The sequence below is a fragment of the Paenibacillus sp. Z3-2 genome, assembly GCF_054161325.1.
Window position 1 is genome coordinate 4,478,334 of record NZ_CP096397.1, and the last position, 16,009, is coordinate 4,494,342.

General features: G+C 44.3%; 15 protein-coding genes. All 15 read right to left on the minus strand.

Features of this window, described 5'->3' with window-relative positions:
- Positions 1 to 9: 9 nt before the first annotated feature.
- Positions 10 to 447: a phage tail fiber protein gene (locus M1D71_RS19915; RefSeq protein WP_458123352.1), complete on the minus strand. Its 438-nt coding sequence runs from the start codon at positions 445 to 447 to the stop codon at positions 10 to 12.
- A gap of 4 nt (positions 448 to 451) precedes the next feature.
- A complete protein-coding gene (locus tag M1D71_RS19920) occupies positions 452 to 1,009 on the minus strand; it encodes a phage tail domain-containing protein (RefSeq protein WP_458123353.1) in 558 nt (185 codons plus the stop codon).
- Positions 1,009 to 7,911, minus strand: a complete 6,903-nt coding sequence (locus tag M1D71_RS19925; protein ID WP_458123354.1) for an NlpC/P60 family protein — start codon at positions 7,909 to 7,911, stop codon at positions 1,009 to 1,011. Before M1D71_RS19925 ends, M1D71_RS19920 begins: the two co-directional genes overlap by 1 nt.
- 12 nt (positions 7,912 to 7,923) lie before the next feature.
- Complete coding sequence (locus tag M1D71_RS19930) at positions 7,924 to 8,274, minus strand: hypothetical protein (RefSeq protein ID WP_458127383.1); 351 nt, start codon at positions 8,272 to 8,274, stop codon at positions 7,924 to 7,926.
- A complete protein-coding gene (locus M1D71_RS19935) occupies positions 8,213 to 8,593 on the minus strand; it encodes a hypothetical protein (protein ID WP_458123355.1) in 381 nt (126 codons plus the stop codon). Before M1D71_RS19935 ends, M1D71_RS19930 begins: the two co-directional genes overlap by 62 nt.
- 80 nt (positions 8,594 to 8,673) lie before the next feature.
- The gene (locus tag M1D71_RS19940; RefSeq protein ID WP_127549675.1) at positions 8,674 to 9,459 is read right to left on the minus strand and encodes a hypothetical protein; all 786 of its coding nucleotides are present in this window, start codon (positions 9,457 to 9,459) and stop codon (positions 8,674 to 8,676) included.
- Positions 9,460 to 9,486: 27 nt separating this feature from the next.
- Positions 9,487 to 9,693: a hypothetical protein gene (locus M1D71_RS19945; RefSeq protein ID WP_145323030.1), complete on the minus strand. Its 207-nt coding sequence runs from the start codon at positions 9,691 to 9,693 to the stop codon at positions 9,487 to 9,489.
- Between the two features lie 9 nt (positions 9,694 to 9,702).
- On the minus strand, positions 9,703 to 10,137 hold the full coding sequence (locus tag M1D71_RS19950) for a hypothetical protein (protein ID WP_458123356.1): 435 nt from the start codon (positions 10,135 to 10,137) through the stop codon (positions 9,703 to 9,705).
- Entirely contained in the window at positions 10,134 to 10,712 is a 579-nt protein-coding gene (locus tag M1D71_RS19955; RefSeq protein ID WP_458123357.1) for a hypothetical protein, read from the minus strand. Before M1D71_RS19955 ends, M1D71_RS19950 begins: the two co-directional genes overlap by 4 nt.
- Positions 10,709 to 11,284 carry a hypothetical protein gene (locus tag M1D71_RS19960; RefSeq protein ID WP_458123358.1) on the minus strand — a complete coding sequence of 192 codons (576 nt, stop codon included), beginning with the start codon at positions 11,282 to 11,284 and terminating at the stop codon, positions 10,709 to 10,711. Before M1D71_RS19960 ends, M1D71_RS19955 begins: the two co-directional genes overlap by 4 nt.
- Before the next feature lie 10 nt (positions 11,285 to 11,294).
- On the minus strand, positions 11,295 to 11,861 hold the full coding sequence (locus tag M1D71_RS19965) for a hypothetical protein (RefSeq protein WP_458123359.1): 567 nt from the start codon (positions 11,859 to 11,861) through the stop codon (positions 11,295 to 11,297).
- Positions 11,858 to 12,280 carry a hypothetical protein gene (locus tag M1D71_RS19970; protein WP_458123360.1) on the minus strand — a complete coding sequence of 141 codons (423 nt, stop codon included), beginning with the start codon at positions 12,278 to 12,280 and terminating at the stop codon, positions 11,858 to 11,860. The genes M1D71_RS19965 and M1D71_RS19970 overlap by 4 nt, the downstream gene beginning before the upstream one ends.
- A 52-nt stretch (positions 12,281 to 12,332) precedes the next feature.
- Positions 12,333 to 13,334, minus strand: a complete 1,002-nt coding sequence (locus M1D71_RS19975) for a hypothetical protein (RefSeq protein WP_458123361.1) — start codon at positions 13,332 to 13,334, stop codon at positions 12,333 to 12,335.
- Between the two features lie 3 nt (positions 13,335 to 13,337).
- Positions 13,338 to 14,333, minus strand: coding sequence for a 3-oxoacyl-ACP reductase (locus M1D71_RS19980; RefSeq protein WP_458123362.1), 996 nt, complete (start codon positions 14,331 to 14,333; stop codon positions 13,338 to 13,340).
- Between the two features lie 142 nt (positions 14,334 to 14,475).
- Positions 14,476 to 15,795 (minus strand): phage portal protein, encoded by a 1,320-nt coding sequence (locus M1D71_RS19985; protein ID WP_458123363.1) that lies wholly within the window; start codon positions 15,793 to 15,795, stop codon positions 14,476 to 14,478.
- Positions 15,796 to 16,009 lie beyond the last annotated feature (214 nt).

A 16,009-nucleotide genomic window follows, 5' to 3' on the forward strand; every position in this document is an offset into this window, starting at 1 on the left:
TTTACCCCCTTAGTTCAACCGGATCTCCACTTGGCCAGTTAAAAACTTGAAAATGTCATTATTTAAAATGCTCCGTGGTGTTTCGAGCGTCCCGAAATAATAAAGGTTACCGCCTGTAACAGCGTCCCGCAGTCCAAAGTGTGTAACTATGCCCCAATTGGCTGTCGCTACTGCAAAAGCTACATCTGCCGCAGATTTGATGGACATCTTTTGTATATTGCTCAAGACCCCCGTAACTGGGTGAAACTCTTGGACAGTAACCTGAGCCGGTTCAGCAAAGGTGAGCACTTGTCTGGCATAACCTCCACCGGACACCTCTTGCCCCGTATCATTCCAGGTAGGATCGGAATTATAAAGAGCGACATATAGCCTATCTGGGAAAGTGAATTTCTCCCCTCTTGCTGATACATTCAGTTGTTTGGTCGCTAGATATTTACTAATGTTCATCAGATCACCCCTCTAACAAGTATTCATTCTGAATCTTGAACTTTTGAATTGTTGCGGAACCTGTGTTGGTTAAAACAATCACTGGACTTGCGCGTTCATCCCCCAAAGAAATTACTTTGATCTTTTCTGGAGAATGAGTAATAGTTTCTTCCAGCATGTTTTCATCGCTTTCCGGAAAGGGATGTTTGCCCATTTTGATTGGTATTGTCAGTTCCCCATCAAAAATAATCTTTTCAATATCCATCGTCCCAGCATACCTTCCGATATATCTTCTGCCCGGAAGATCCTCAAACGTGAGTACAATGTCCCCTTTTTTGATATTAAAAAGAGCCGCCACTTGGGCGACTCTTCTGTGATAGTCAAGGGTAGCATCGTCTGCCATAACGATACACTCCAGATTAATTACTCTTGGGCCATATGTGCTACCAAAATCGATCTCTCCATCCCGCCCTGCAATTTCGAGACTGTAGTCCCTCGTCGGTGGCAATACCGGGATGTTGTGCTTCTTCAGGCCAAGTCCGATATCACGAAAGGACTTCCCATCAGCAGTAGCATTGATCATTATCCCTTACCTCCTCTAGCCTGCATCCTCCGCATCAAATTATCGCGCTCACTCCAGAAGACCTTCGCAGCCGATTCGTCCGCGATATAAGTATCTCCTGATTTAATTACGAATTGATTACTGGTTCTCTCCGGATTTACTCCGTTTGAACCTTGAGGAACTGAGAATTCAGGCATTGTAAAGTCTAGTCTGTGCATTCGTAGGTTTAGGAGATTAAACAATGAATCCTGTTGTCGGTCATTAAGAATAGCTTCGCCAGCGTGCGCAATAACTGGAACAGCCGCACCGCGAGGACCTTTGACTATTCCCCCTTCACTAAAATGCTGGAGTTTACCTGTATCTTTATCAATCCCATACTTCTTACGAATGGCATCGTTTTGTTCTTGAAGGAGTCGCATGGTTTCAGCATCACCTCGGGCTTTAGCTGCATCCCAAGCATCCTTGTTATCGTTATAGGTGTACAGATCAATTTCCTTTTGATATGCAGAGTCCTTCGAGGCGGTTCCTGGAGCCAAAGCTCCCCCAGAGACATCAGTCACTCCAAGTGAAGCACTTGCCGCCGCAATCTGATCAAGACGGCTCTGATATTCCAAAACAAATGCATCAAGCATTCCGAGTATCGTTTCGTTCTTCTCGCTCTCCTTCATAATCTGAATGTTTTTCAAATTCTCGGCAGACAGCTCACTGTTCGAAGAAAATTCATCAAAAGCGGAAGAGAGATTATCATAATGAGATTTAGCATCTTGAACTTTATCGTCAAAATCTTTTTCGCGAGTTGTTTTCTCCTCTTGCAACGCCGTTTTCTGATCCTCAAGCGCTTGTTTGGCGAGCTTGCGACCATGTTCACGATCCAGGTCCTCAATGTCTTTTTGGACTTGTTTTCGCTCAGCAATACCTTCTGGACCAACAGCAGACTGGAGCTTTTCAAGACGAGCAACTTTCTCTGCTCGCAGTCTCTCATAGTCATCCTGATCATTACTTCGCTCCATGGCTTGAATCAGATCATCAATAGCTTTGATTTTGGCTTCTTGAGCTGAGATGAACGCATCCTTCTCAGCCTGAATACGTTTGATTCCCTCATCCAGAGCGCTGTCCAATAGCTTTTTCTGCTTAGTTACCGATTCAGATACTGCCTTGGTCATTTCGTCCATAAGTTTTTTCTTTAGATCGTAGACCTTCTCATCTGCATCCATCCGTTGATCGCTTCCTACCAGGTAAGAAGCTTGAAGTTTCATATACTCGGCAAGTTCTTGTTCGGTAGTCATTTCACCGATCGCCTTCAAGTGATTAATTCGTTTCTCAGCAGCAGAATAGTACTCCTTATCCAGATCATTACGCTGCTTATATATTTTCTGTTCTAGATCCCACAGCTGTTCAGAAGACATCGTCTTATCAGCTTGCATCTTCAGAAACTCTTGAAGCTCCCACTTCATGATGTCAACTTTTTGAGCACCGGACATTTCCATCTTCGTAGCTTCTTTGTTAATCCACTTTTCCGAGTACTCGTACTTAGACGAAATCAGTTTCTTGGAAGTATCTTGATACATTTTCTCTGCTTCAGCTCGTTGTTCTGCTTTTAGCGTGGTATCGTTTCGCATCCGGTTGTAAGCCTCGGCCTGCATTTGATAAATCTCAACCTCAGACTTACCTTGACGTTCCATCTGATTTGTTTGTTTATCAATCCAATTCGTTGAATTTTTAAATTTCAGATCCGTAACCTTGTTCGTCAAGTCATACACTTGTTTAGCTGATTCAACACGCTGTTCCTCAGTTAGGGCCGTATTTTTGAGTTGTCCCTGATAAAACTGAAGTTGCGTCTTGGTCATTTCCATCTCGGAACGGCCTTGTTGACGCATGCGTTCAACACGCGCTTCCATATTGGCCTGTGCGGTATCAAATTGGTCGCTGGCATACTGATCCTTCATGTCTTCTTTCTCGGACTGCACATCCCCAATTTTCTCAGTCAGGCTTCGCCGCTTATTAGTCAACTCATCTGATTTCAGCCCGGATTGTTCGATCATCTGACGCTGCTCCTGCATCAGTTTCTGTATTTCAGTTTTGAGTTTCAATTGAAGCTCGTATTCGGCTTTGTACTCTTGGGAGTCTTTCTTCATGTTCTTCTGCCGTGCTTCGGATTGTTTTAAAGACAACTCTTTGTCAGAGATTTTCATATCTTTGATTCCGAGTTTACTCTCCAGTTCTGAAACATCAATGTTATAAAGTTCATCACTAATCCGAAGCAGTTCGCTATCAGCGGTATTTTTTGCATCCTTCAATTGCTTCTGTGTAGGTTGTGTAGTTGTACTGGACTTTTGTGGAGAATAATCAGCCAATACTTTATCAACATACCCTACATCTCCGTATACATTGCTTTTATAAACTTTCTTGTATTTCTCTGAATACGCGGCCATATCAGCTTTATTGTATCCACCAGACTTTTTGAACCAATCAATAATTCCCGATCCCATGTTGTATCCGCCCAGAGCCATGGCGACATCTCCACCAGATTTCTTCAGTAACTCGGAGAGCATCTTAGTCCCTGCATCAATACTCTGTTTTACTGTCGCATTGTTCATGCCATTGACTTGCATGACATTGGTTACGCCCTTAGCTCCAAAAGTTGATTCGCGTTGGATCACAGCAGCGACAAGGTATGGGTCAACATTAAATTGATTAGCAGCAGCATTAATCTCAGAAGCGTATTTACCGGCATATGCGACTCCGCCAGAAGTTGTTTGGGAACTAGTGGATGTCGGGTAGGCAGCATCTGTCGAAAGCCCAGGAATACGAGTTGCTCCGTTGTACTTCGGCGCCCAGTAGCTGCTATTTAAATCCGAAACCTTTAACCCCGATTCCCCCATTTGAATAAACTTGCTATCACCCATATAAATACCAACATGTGAGTTATCTTTGCCATTCGTATTGAAGAACACAAGATCTCCAACTTGAAGATTTTTCTTTGATACCGCAGTTCCTGATTTGGCTTGTTGAGCTGCTGTACGCGGTACCTGTACTCCGATCGTTTCAAACATCTCCTGCACAAACTGAGAACAGTCTGAGTATGCTCTTTGTTTGAATTCATCAAATGAACCGGTAAATTCACCGCCTATTTTCTTGTATCGCATCACACCAGAGTTTGCCAAGTCAACAGCAGTGGACAGCATTCTTGTAATGTCTGATGACGTTCCGCCACCTGTCGTAATCTCCGTTTGAGAGGACACGAGTTGGGTTGGATCATTGTACCCTTGTTCGTAAAGTTTCTGTTCCTCCAGTAGGGCTGTACGCTTCTGAGCTAGGATATCAAGGTATTCTTTGGACGACTTCGCAACTCTTTTCTGTTGCGAATCCAATTTTTCCAAGGACTTATTGTAGCCTTCAATCGCCTTCTGTAATTCCGTCATAATTTCTACGGTTTCTTTCTTGGCCTTGTTGTTGTCTTCTACCCCGTAAGTGTCATCTTCCAAAAGCTTAGTCATGGCTTCGATCTGGTCATTACTCAACTGTAGTTGACCAGCATACTTTTTAACGACATCATTTAACTCATTAAGTTTTTGTTTTTTAGCTTCAAGCTGCTCATTGGCCTTTTGTTGAAGAAAATTAGCTATGCCTTGATTCATAAGCTGCGTGCTATTCAATTCAGAAGCATTCTTCTTCTGCTCTTCGGTGATTTCTTTTTCAATGTCTTTAATCTTTTCACGAGCTTCAGCAAAGGTTGAGATAGACTCAAACTCTTGCCCATAAAATTGGATTCGTTTTAAACTCTCCAGCGCCACACTGCGCGTTGAATCCCTCTCCGCTTTCAGATCATCGATAGCTTTCTTAATTTTAGCTTGTCGCAATTTTTCTAGAATTTGTCCTTCAAATATCCATCCATCCGTTGTCTTCCGGATCTGGGAAGCCAATTCAGGATATTTTAGAATCAAGTCTGCCACAGAAGATGCACTTAATGATTGTCCTTTGGAGAGCGTGTCTGCAACTTGGTTCAGCTCAGAAACTGAAGAAATACTTGCTTGAACGGACTCTCTCAAAGCTTTCGTCTGCTCAACCAGTTTTTCAGTCAATTCTTCAATCGTATCAGATGCCTTCCCGTTTATCCCCGCTAATGCATCCGTTTCCTTTTGGGCTTCGACAGATTCTACGGTCATTTGTTGCATTTGGACATTTGCATCACTTATGGAAGCTTCCAACTCACGATTTTTCGTCTCTAAAGAATCAAGTTTATTTTGTAAATTCTCCAGTTCATTGGATGATTCATCCACACTTTTGAAACTGAAAATGTTCTTCATAAATTCTACGCCGCCTGCGATCAAACTATTTTCAAGAGACTCTATCTTCTCCTTCGTTTTTTCAATGACAGCGATATTTTCATTCATTTGGTCTTGTAGACCACTTCTTTGATCTTCCAATACAGCCTTTCTAGCTTCTCGTTGCTTGTCAATCAACGTATTAAGAGCAGAGATCTGTATTTGAGTTGCCTCGTCTGTAAACCCAGCAGCTTCAAGTTGAGCTAGTCCTTCTTTTCCTATAGTCATCGCAAGCGCTTTAGATATTTCTTCCAGTTGGCGTTTTGCTTGCTCCTGTTTACTCGTGGATAGTGTTCCACCATCAATCATCGCTTTTAAGGAATTGTGTGCATTGACCATCTTAGGCAACAAGTCAATCTGCCGTTGATACTGGCTAATCATTTGTTGACTCGCAGAATCATTGTCCTTCATCATTTGAATCCGATCACGTTCTGCTTTTTCTGCTTCCCCACTCTTCATTGCGAAAATAGCAATAGCACCTACCAACAGAGAAAGTCCAGCAGTTGCTGCCGCCATAGTAACGGTAGCCGCCGCCTGCGCCCTGCTCAATGCACCGGTTGCTACCGTTGCCGTGGTAGTCGCTACAGCTTGCGCTTCTCTTGCAGCAGTTTGCTGAACTGTGGAGATGGTTACGCCTTCGCTTGAAACGATATTCACAGTATTTGCAGCCGAATTAGCAGCTGTTGCAGCTGTGCTGGTAACCGTCGAAACCGTTTGTTGCGCTTTAGCAGCATTTAAAACTTGAATAGCCGCTATAACGGATGCAATAGGTCCGCTAAGGGCTTTGTACGCCAACAGCAGACCGCTTAATCCAGCAGCGGCAGCATAGACACCTGTAGGTATTTTTGTCAATCCAATTAGCAATTGGTCAATTCCATCCAACACATCTTTAATCATCTGACGCAATCCATCTTCGCCAGCTGTGTTAAAGATTTCAAGCAGTGAAGTTCTGGTCTGAGCTGCCTTACGCTGGATCGTGTCCATTTGAACAGTCAAATACTGCATCGTAGAGCCGGATGAGCCAATAGAAGCAGCAGTACCCAGCAAGATATCTCCAACGTTAAGTGACGCGGCCAGTTTTGCATATTGATAAACACCACGAGAGATATCTGCATATGACTGAGTCAGGTCGTAGTTCTTGTCTGTTACCTGGATCGAGAGATCCAATAGAATATCTTCCGCTTTACGCCATTGTTCAACCCCGTCTACAACCTCCTTGGTTTTAACACCAAGACGCTCAATCTCATCCACCGCTTTATCTGTTCGAATGGTACCTAGGACTGTTTTCCACATGTTACCGAGGTTTTCCCCAGACAACGCCGTATTACGAACACCGGCAGAGATCAATCCGTTCATCACGTCAAATGACACACCTGTTTCCGCAGCGATTTTACCTGTCCGTTGGAATGCAGCCCCCAGGTCACGAGCTGGGGCCATCGTATCGTGAGCTACCTTGGACCAGGAATCAAGAACACGATTACCGATAACCATAGCTTCATTCGCATTCGTAATATGGACCCCATACTGGGACATAACCGACTCCATAGACTTGGTTGCGTCCTCAAGCTCTACCATGTCCACAGTAGATAGCTTTGTGGATTGCCGTACTAGCTCTTGTACAACGTTAACGTCTTTGTACATACGGCCCCAGAGACGAGCTGACTCCGTGACATCCAAAATGTTAGATCCAAGCTCGTGAGCAGTTTGGATAAAGGCTTTTGTTTCGCGGTTTAGCTTTTGAGTATCCATAACCATTTTGTTTGTACCATCTTCAAAATGAACAAAATAGTGTTCATTGGTCTGCACGTATCCGGCCATGTTTGACTCTATGTCCACCAAGCCCTCATGCATTGCCTGTGTGACTTCATGCATTGCTTTATACATTGTGTTGAACACAACGGCATGTGTAGCCATGTCACCTAATTTACCGATCCAGCTTTTAGAGACAGCATCCATAGTGGTACCCATGCGCTTGGTCTGTTGTTCAGTTTGGGACAACGCTTGCCGAATCCGTTGTTCCTCCGCTAGCACTTTCTCCCTGAGAGCTTCTTCTTTCCTTTGCCGTTCTGTAAGAGCAGTGCGTATCTTCTGTTCTTCTTGCAGGACACGTTCCCGTGTGCGCTCGTCTGTACCCGTACCGGTTGCTTTCGCAGCCTCTTGACCTGATTTAACTGAACGATTTTGCAGAATCTGCATCTTCTGCTGGTGCTCGCGTTCGGATTGTTCGATCTGTTGATTTCGTCTCTTAATCAAGGCTTGCTGCGCCTGCATTTTAGCATCGATCAAGCGGTTAGTTTGCTCGATCTGTTGAGCCTTTGCACCGAGCAAAGCAGTTTGAGCAAGTTTTTGCTTTTGTTGAGCTTCATATTCGGCTATTATCTTCTGACGGCGCTGATCCGAACTTAAAGCCATTTTATCCATTGCTGAAGTTATATTCTTGTATGATTTCTCAGCGGTTGATAGTTCAGCATTCAAGGCCTTAAATGCATCTGCGTTTCCTCGCGCTCCAGTATCGATATTTTTGAAAGACTGAAGGACTTTGCCTGTATCTAAATTAATCCGCGCAGCAACGACATCTCTATTTGTACCCTCTGCCATATTGCCTCCTTCCTACCTTGGCTGGAAGAAACCAAGATCGGATAAGTATTTTGCTTTCTTCGGCTTTTTGTTTTCGACCGTACCACCATGAAGAACAATTTCGAATTCACGAGAACGTTGTTTTTCATTCATGAGTGCTCGGATTTTAGGTATGGTCATATTAGGCCACTCTGTATCTGATATTCCGTTGCTGATACAGAGTGCCCACAGACCCATCCAGTCCGTTCCTGGTTGATCTACTTCACCATCCCCCAGATCCTCATCATCGTCAGCTGAATCAGGATCTGGAGGAAAAGATTCTTTATAGAAATCGATCCAAAACGTTATCCAAAGCCTGGATGCCCTCCATGTCCACTTGTTCATACTCTTCATCCGTTAGGCCCTCTACAAAAATCAGATCGAAGGCTTTTTGATACGCCTGCTCAATAGCCGGACAGTCAATAGCTGGGATATCCTGCTCACCAACTTGCGTTGCTTCAATGGCATCCCGTCCAATTACATAGCTAAAGCGAATACCCTTGAGGTTCTTCGCTTGCTGCCGAACTTCCCGAATCAACTTGATCGTTCCGACCTTAATTGTCTTCTGTAGTCCCTCAGCCAAACGTACGGTGCTGCCAATGTTCAAGGTCTGGTCCAACGTTTTCTCTTCTTGGGTTTCAATTGCTTGTTCAACTTCACTCATGTTCATTCTCCTTTGAATTGAAATATAGTTTTTACCAAAAAAAGAACCCCGCCGAGTACCGGCAGGGTTGAGATTAAGGTTTAAATTCCGAACTTAATTGTCATAGCATGGCCTTCTGGATTATCAGCTGAGCGCCCAGGCTCCATTACTTGAAGGTCAATCGTAGTCGTGTTTGCCTTTTTACGTTCTTGCGACACATCCAATGTACCACCGCCCAGAGCTTTGAAGATAGTCACTTGGACCGGAACAGGTTTTCCGTACTTGTCATCAAGCAGCTCAAAACGGTGAGTAAGTTTAAAAGGAGCTGGACGACGTGTTCCATCAAATGCCGTTTCTGTGCCCTCTCTAGTCCATTTATATCTGACCAGAATTTCCTTTCCTTTATTCGCATCGGAAGATACGATTTTCCCCGTTGCATCGATCGTGTATTGTTGATCTGTTGGTGTAGTCGCTGCGCGGGTCAAAAGAGTACGCTCATCAGTATCAGCATCAACAAGATGCACTTCATCACTTTCTTCGATAAATGTACCTGAGTACTTTGCCGGAGCCTTGATCATGTAGCCATCAGTTCCCAGTATACCTTGTTCCGTCTCATCGAACTCCATCGCAGTGCTGCGCTTTGTTGTGGCACCCTGAGACATGTCTGCAATCACAGGAGAATAACGAGGAACTTCAATACTTACTTTGTCTTGCAAATCCCCTGCCGTGTAGTGGAAAGCATATCCACTATCGCCACCCATAACCCCTTGCCAGTCAAATTGAAGCTGCAAGGTGAGCTTTGATACCTTGTCCTCAACGTACTTCACTTTCCCGTCCAAATCTGTTGCTACAACTGTACCAACACCGTCAAATACTAATGGTCTCATGTGTATCCTCCTTAGGTATAGAGTTGATTAGACAAGCTCCCAGAGCCGCATATCAATCTCTTCAATTCGTTTGTAATCTTCGGTTTCTTTGTATCCCTCAATAGGCTTCTGACCGTCTATCAGCCCAAGTTTCTTTGCCAGTCGAATTTTTTCTTGAGTCAGCTTCTTAAGCTCAGGAATTTTTTCCTTAGCTTCAGGTTTTCCCTCTACTTCCTCGCGCTGTTGTTCAGACATATTTTCACCTCAATTCATTCGGAGATAGTCCACGTCGAAAATGGCCTTATACCCTTTGACACCTTGTATTCCAGTTGCAAAATCAGCATCATACGTTAATACGCAGAGGTATGTGGCCCAGCCCGGCATTGTAATACGTTTATCGTGCAGCACTTGAAATGATCTTTCAAAAAGCTCTTTCGCCGCATAACCTGTCCCTGCATAGAAGTCCAGACAGAATTTACCCTCGAACACCAACTGATTGCGTGAAAAGCGCCCTGGCATCACATATTGGCAAATATGAGGAACTGTTTCGTTGCTGATCGTGATTTCTGGTTCCATCCCCTTTGTAAACCTCATCACTACTTCGTTGGAAGGTGAAGAGGATTCGAGAGACAACATTTCCATTAATTCCGTGTCAGCTTTCAGCGCATGCTGAACAGCATCCAACAATTTTAAGCTCAATCCTTCACCTCCCTGAAGTAACGATGATATGGAAACTCGGTAATGACACGACTAATCCCGTTTAATATCCGATCACGATTGGATTCAAGAGCAATACGCATAAAATAAGTAGGAGGAGTGGCTTTGAACGAAGGATCAAGGTCCCCACGTTCTGCCAACTCCTCCAAATCTACACCTGCGTATCCGCCTTTGGACTTTTTAATTGTGCCGTCGATAGCTCGGTAAGTACCTCTACCCCGGCCTACAACTACCCGGCTACCCTTTGACCTCAGCTTGTTCCATGCTTCACTGTTCATGTAACTTACCAGACCCGGGTTTTGACTCGGTCCAGCCATAAGTGATCCTTTACCGAACTGTTCCAGCCAGGCTTGCCAGTAATCAGCAGTGATGTCTCCTGAAATCATTTGGTTCGCCAGCAAAGTCATTTGCATTTCCAAACTCTCTCTGACAGCAGGGTAATATCTGATACCAGTCTTAGCAGTAAGCATAACGATTTTCGTCAGACCTTTGATTTCAACCGCCAACTTGTTTTCCAAGTCCTTCGCTGCACGTTCTGCATCGTACCCGGTAATCATCGCCTGTCCTCGCACAACTGAATATGTAGGAGATTCGGATACTTGATCCGATCCACCACATCCACTTGATATTTCTTACCAGCAATCACGATACGGTCTGGACTTACCAATGCCGGATCACTCGGTTCCCTGACATCAACACTAGTCTGCAAAAGAAGAACAAGGGAAGTTGTAGATAGAAGACCAGGTTCTTCTTGTCTCAGCTGAGCAGAGACATGTTGAGCGAAACCAATGATATCCGCGGCAACGGGTGTAAACTCAGGTTTGCCCTTTGGATTGTCATTCTTATCAAAGTCCTGCGTGTACCGCTGAACTTCCGCGGTAACGTTCGTTTTGATTAAAGAACAGTATTTGTCCGTATCAACCGTATTTCGGATTGTCTGGACTAAGAAAGAATCACTCGTCCGCACCAAAGAGCCCCTTTCAACCATTGAATCTGGTGAAAACAGCCCATTGTACACGTATTCTTTGCCCATTACAGTCGTTGCTTTTGTTTCACGAGACAGAATGACCGATTCCTCATTTTCGTCCACTGTACAGGCAGTGTGACGGTGAGAGAACTCATAGAACATTTATCTTCACCTACCTAAATGACCGAAGCTCGAACTCCGACAACAAATCGGCAATCTCCGGTGTGATCATGTTATTTCCAAAGTACTCAATGCTGTAATCGAAATCCTTCTTCGACTTCACATTAGAATTAGGATTGGTAGCCATCTGACCAATGAGCAACCCGCAAGCTACCTTCACTTTATCAGGTATGATATCCCACCCGCTTGTGTAGCTCACTTCCAACTCTTCGTAGGCTGATCCAAAAGGTGAATGTCCACACCAGACAGTTCCGATCTCCTTGTCCACATCTATGATACTTAGATCATCAATGGTTTCGAAGTTAGGAGAACCGAAGAAATTCCCGAGAACACCCTGTGTAGGTCTTCCTTTTGCGCTGAGCACATCAACAACAGGGTAATAGGACAAGTGTCCTCGTTGCGCATCAGTGAGCCGTATGCGCTCGGTGTATGCCTTTACCCCAATCTCACGCTTACACTTGCCGTCAATAATGGCAGATGCACGAATGATCAAAGGTTCTGTTAGTTTGACACCGGCAGGAACATAATCGATATCAGTAACTTCGAGGTAACGGCTCATTTCGCATAACCAGCTTTGATGAGCGTATTACCTAGTGCGTTTGGAACAAATGTCTTTCCTTCCTGGAATGTCACAATCCCTCCGTTGAAATGGATAGAATGCGAGCCTTTACACTGGCTTGGCGTGCCGATCAAAGTCAATTCAACAACATCCGGTATTTCTTCTTTTGGCGGTTCAACAACCTTACTGGATATAAAAGCTTCTCGTGCTTCATTCAGCACGTTATTTCCAACTTCGAATTGACTCGGTTCAGCACCATCAGTTGCTACCAATGATTCAGCTTCTTTAATGGCACTTTGAAAAGCTTCAACAGCAGCGATTGGATACTGCCCCGGATCATCTCCGGCTTTCGTTTGGGATAACAGTGCAATAGCATTAGAAATAGCATCCTTCAATCTGTCCAAATTCGATTTTGCCACGAAGTCATTCTCCTTTCTGTAAGACGGCCCTTCTGGGCCGCCTTGAACTTGATTAACCTACAGAAGCGATTGTAGGACGTTCTATAGTTCCGTACGCGTGAGCGTAACTTGGACCTTTAGCAACCGGTGCTCCATATTTCACACCAACGTATTGTTCCAGCAGGTTGCTTGTTGTTCCAAGTTCGAACAGGAACATACCCTTTTCGCCAACATAGTGATACTCAATCATGGATTCGGTAACAATTGCGATACCGTAATCCGTATTGCCTGTGTTAGTCTCGTTTGCTTTAGAAGGCATAAACGGCTCAGGGATGATCGGTAACAAGCCAGCCGCTGTCATGATAGTGGGAACCTCAAGACCCGCCACAACTGTTTTACCAAACGGATCAGACATTTTTCCGCTTTCTACAGCCAAACGTACTTCTTCAGTCATATGATAATGACCGATTGGGTGAATGTAGATCGCTGTCGGTAGCACTTCATATTTCTCACTTCCTACCATTGCGGCAACCTTTGCGCGAATAGCAGCAACAATTGATGCTCCAACACCTACTATGAACGTATTTGTGATCTGACTTGGAATTCCCATGTATTGTCGAGTGGTAGGAACAGCCAAAGCAGTGTCATTTCCACGCCATAGTGCTTTACCATGTGTCAATGCAATACCATTTAGCATGTCATCGAGATCCTTGGCTTTCAGTTCCGGGAAGTTATTTTGCTGTTGTCCGAGAGTGACATCGTAATGCCCGAAGTTGACCTGATTCGTCAAAGCCTTGATCTTCACACCATGAGGCGTGCGCTCATTGCTTGTTGGTGTAGCCGAAGGATTACGAGGGTCGATGAAATCCCCACCGTTGACAGTGTTTTGTTCATAGTACGTTGAGATATCACCTGTAGCTGGTACGTAATTGATTCGTCCATCCAACACCGACTTCCGGCGAAGAATGTCTGTAATTTCTTTTTGATAATCATCCGTAATCAGAGCACCAGGTCCTTGGAATTGAGTAGCTGCTGCGATATCAACGAATTGAGCTTGCCCTACGCGGCTGTTCATATATTACACGCTCTCTTTCTGGGCAAATTGTGCTTTTGCCTGCATTTTTAATTTGAATGATTCAGAGGACGAAAGGTTCAGGGCATCAACTGAAGCACAGAAGGTTTTATAATCAGTCCCATCTTCGCTTCCAGAAAGGTTAGCACCATATTTCGAGAGCAATGAAGTAGCGCTAATTGTTTTTCGTTCTGGCTCACCAGGAGGTGTAGCCGCAGCCTTCAACTCTTTTAGTTCTTTCTCCAATGCAGTTGCTTTGTCTTGAGCTGCTTTCAGATCAGCAGCGGCTTGTTCCTCTGCCGTCTTTTGCTCATCCTCTTCCTTCGATGCCTTCATATTTGTAACTTCGGTTTTAATAGACCCGACCTCTGTCACAACACTTTGCACACTGGCTGTAATCGTCGCCATACTATCTTGTAATGTCTTCATAGCATCTTCCATCGCTTTCGCTTGTTCCGGAGTCATTTCGACATCCCCCTGTTCTTTTGTTGTATTTCGAGCTGCAAAGCTCGTTGTTTTATAAGCAGCTGCATCAGCGAATAGAATTGCAGCCCCAGTGCCGCAGAACTCCATCACATCAAGCACGTTCTCGTCATCGGATGCATTCTGTACAGATGCTTCCATTTCAAGAGATGCGCCGAATTGATATTCACTCCAGTTGTATTCCTTAGCCAGCCCGTTGTAATAACGGATGGTTGCAACCACGTCCGGAAAGTCTTTGCCATAGATAAAACCCTCTATCCATGCATATCCATCCATGCTCCGTGATGCTTTTTCGATGAAGGCCACCTTAAAACGAGGATCGTGGTCTGCCATTCCGTTTACATAATCAATGTTGAGCGCCATACCTACAAACGTTTGTAGGTATTGATCGCATACGGTTGATGAAATTCTGATCTTCTTTCCTCCAGCACCATGCGGTGATCCATCGCTCGGCTGATCGACAGCAAATAGTGCACACTTGAAAGGAACTTTGTTCGGATGCCCACCTTCATCAGACAATTTAAAGTCCTGTACACGCATCCGTTGATTACTCAATTTCAATGTTTTGAGCATTTAACTTCTCACCCCCTCCCGCGAAATTGGAGTTCTCGCTCACCATCTCTCTGTGAAAATAAAAAAACACCAGCTCGTTTAAGCGGTGTTAAGGTTCATCCTCTTCGGTTGTGTTTGGTGGAGGATTACTGGTGGTTTCTTCTTTGGATTGCGGTTGTCCTCCAGCGAGGTCATTCAGATTAACTACAGTTGTCTTGCCTGGAACAAGTAATACTTCACCTTGACCATTCGGCAATGCTTTTTTAGCTTGTTCATCACGAACCTCATCCGGCGTTATGACTCGACGATCTAAATAGATTGCATCAATATCAGCTTTAAGCTTCCTATCCTTCAATGACGTTTCATAGTGAAACTTGAATTCAAGCACGCCACCCATGCCAAAAATACCGTCGATAATGTGATTGTTAATATGCTCGATAATATTCTCTGATATAGATTGGACGGTATCCTCTGTGTCTTCATCCTCGCTATCAGCGGTGCTTCTATTAACATCCTTAGTTTGTCCAAGCTTTTTGGGAGATATATCAAAGGAGATAGCCACGATTTCAATCAAGAAACGCTGCCATTCAAGGAACAAGGCTTTGTCATCAGTAGCCCCAAGATCAAGAACTCCCGGATTCTCACCACCAATGATTGGGTCAATCCCCCTGCCCATGACCTCGTTTTCCCAATAAGATCGGAATGCTTTTACTGCTACGGCATCTGCATTCTTCCCCAAGTTGATCAATTTACGCCTGCCTGCATTTGAAGTCTGCCTACCTGCAGATCGATGAGCAGAAATAAAACTTTCTGCTGACTCCCAAACCACTTCAAGTGGAGAAAGACCAAATGGCGTATTACTCCTTGGATTCATACGTATATACATCAGTTCAGAAGATTTAAGATGGATATGTTGACCGTTAACCCTCTGAGCATACCTGTACGAAGTCGATTTACCATCCCATTCCGGATACAAATCTACTGAGAACGAATCAACAGGATACATCCTAAACGGCCTGAGTGGATCTCCTGCTCGAAGAATCTCAGATGAACCCGCACTGCAAACAAGCATGTCCTCCACAAGCTGCTCAATCCACGAACGGAATGTGTCACCTGGGTTAGGCTTCAATAGAGATCGTTCAATGATCTTGCATAACTCGCGATACTTCTCGCTTTCATTCTCATCAATAGTTGTCACAGACCAGTTCAGCTTTGTAATTCCGTTTTTGATGACATTGATTGCCCTTCTAGGTATCGGAGATTCCGAAAGCTTTCGCAAGTTTGTAGGAGTACGTTTAGGTGCTGGCTGGTTATTGCCTTTACGCATCATTACTCCGAATGGGAAAGGATAACTCTCTGTCATTCGATCAGGTTCATTTTTCATCCTTCCCGCTTCCAACCAACTAATAAACCATGTTCTAATACCCAAGTATTTACCTCCTTTCATAATAGACTAGGAATAAAAAAATGTAGAATGGCGCATACTATAGAGTGGAGGTGAAGAAAATGACTGACAACGAACTTATGCACTTGTTTCTAACTGACTATCCAGCTTTCTTAGAATATATTGAAGAATATTTTAAGGGTCTTGAGATAGCTGAATGGTTGAACTTGTAATAGAACAAAGAGAGAAGGTCAGGATA

Bases quoted from the DNA above. Each gene is read 5' to 3' on its own strand.
- M1D71_RS19960 (WP_458123358.1), bottom strand. From the start codon at position 11,284: ATGTTCTATGAGTTCTCTCACCGTCACACTGCCTGTACAGTGGACGAA.
- M1D71_RS19920 (WP_458123353.1), bottom strand. From the start codon at position 1,009: ATGATCAATGCTACTGCTGATGGGAAGTCCTTTCGTGATATCGGACTT.
- M1D71_RS19935 (WP_458123355.1), bottom strand. From the start codon at position 8,593: ATGAGTGAAGTTGAACAAGCAATTGAAACCCAAGAAGAGAAAACGTTG.
- M1D71_RS19925 (WP_458123354.1), bottom strand. From the start codon at position 7,911: ATGGCAGAGGGTACAAATAGAGATGTCGTTGCTGCGCGGATTAATTTA.
- M1D71_RS19965 (WP_458123359.1), bottom strand. From the start codon at position 11,861: ATGAGCCGTTACCTCGAAGTTACTGATATCGATTATGTTCCTGCCGGT.
- M1D71_RS19930 (WP_458127383.1), bottom strand. From the start codon at position 8,274: ATGAACAAGTGGACATGGAGGGCATCCAGGCTTTGGATAACGTTTTGG.
- M1D71_RS19940 (WP_127549675.1), bottom strand. From the start codon at position 9,459: ATGAGACCATTAGTATTTGACGGTGTTGGTACAGTTGTAGCAACAGAT.
- M1D71_RS19955 (WP_458123357.1), bottom strand. From the start codon at position 10,712: ATGATTACCGGGTACGATGCAGAACGTGCAGCGAAGGACTTGGAAAAC.
- M1D71_RS19975 (WP_458123361.1), bottom strand. From the start codon at position 13,334: ATGAACAGCCGCGTAGGGCAAGCTCAATTCGTTGATATCGCAGCAGCT.
- M1D71_RS19945 (WP_145323030.1), bottom strand. From the start codon at position 9,693: ATGTCTGAACAACAGCGCGAGGAAGTAGAGGGAAAACCTGAAGCTAAG.
- M1D71_RS19915 (WP_458123352.1), bottom strand. From the start codon at position 447: ATGAACATTAGTAAATATCTAGCGACCAAACAACTGAATGTATCAGCA.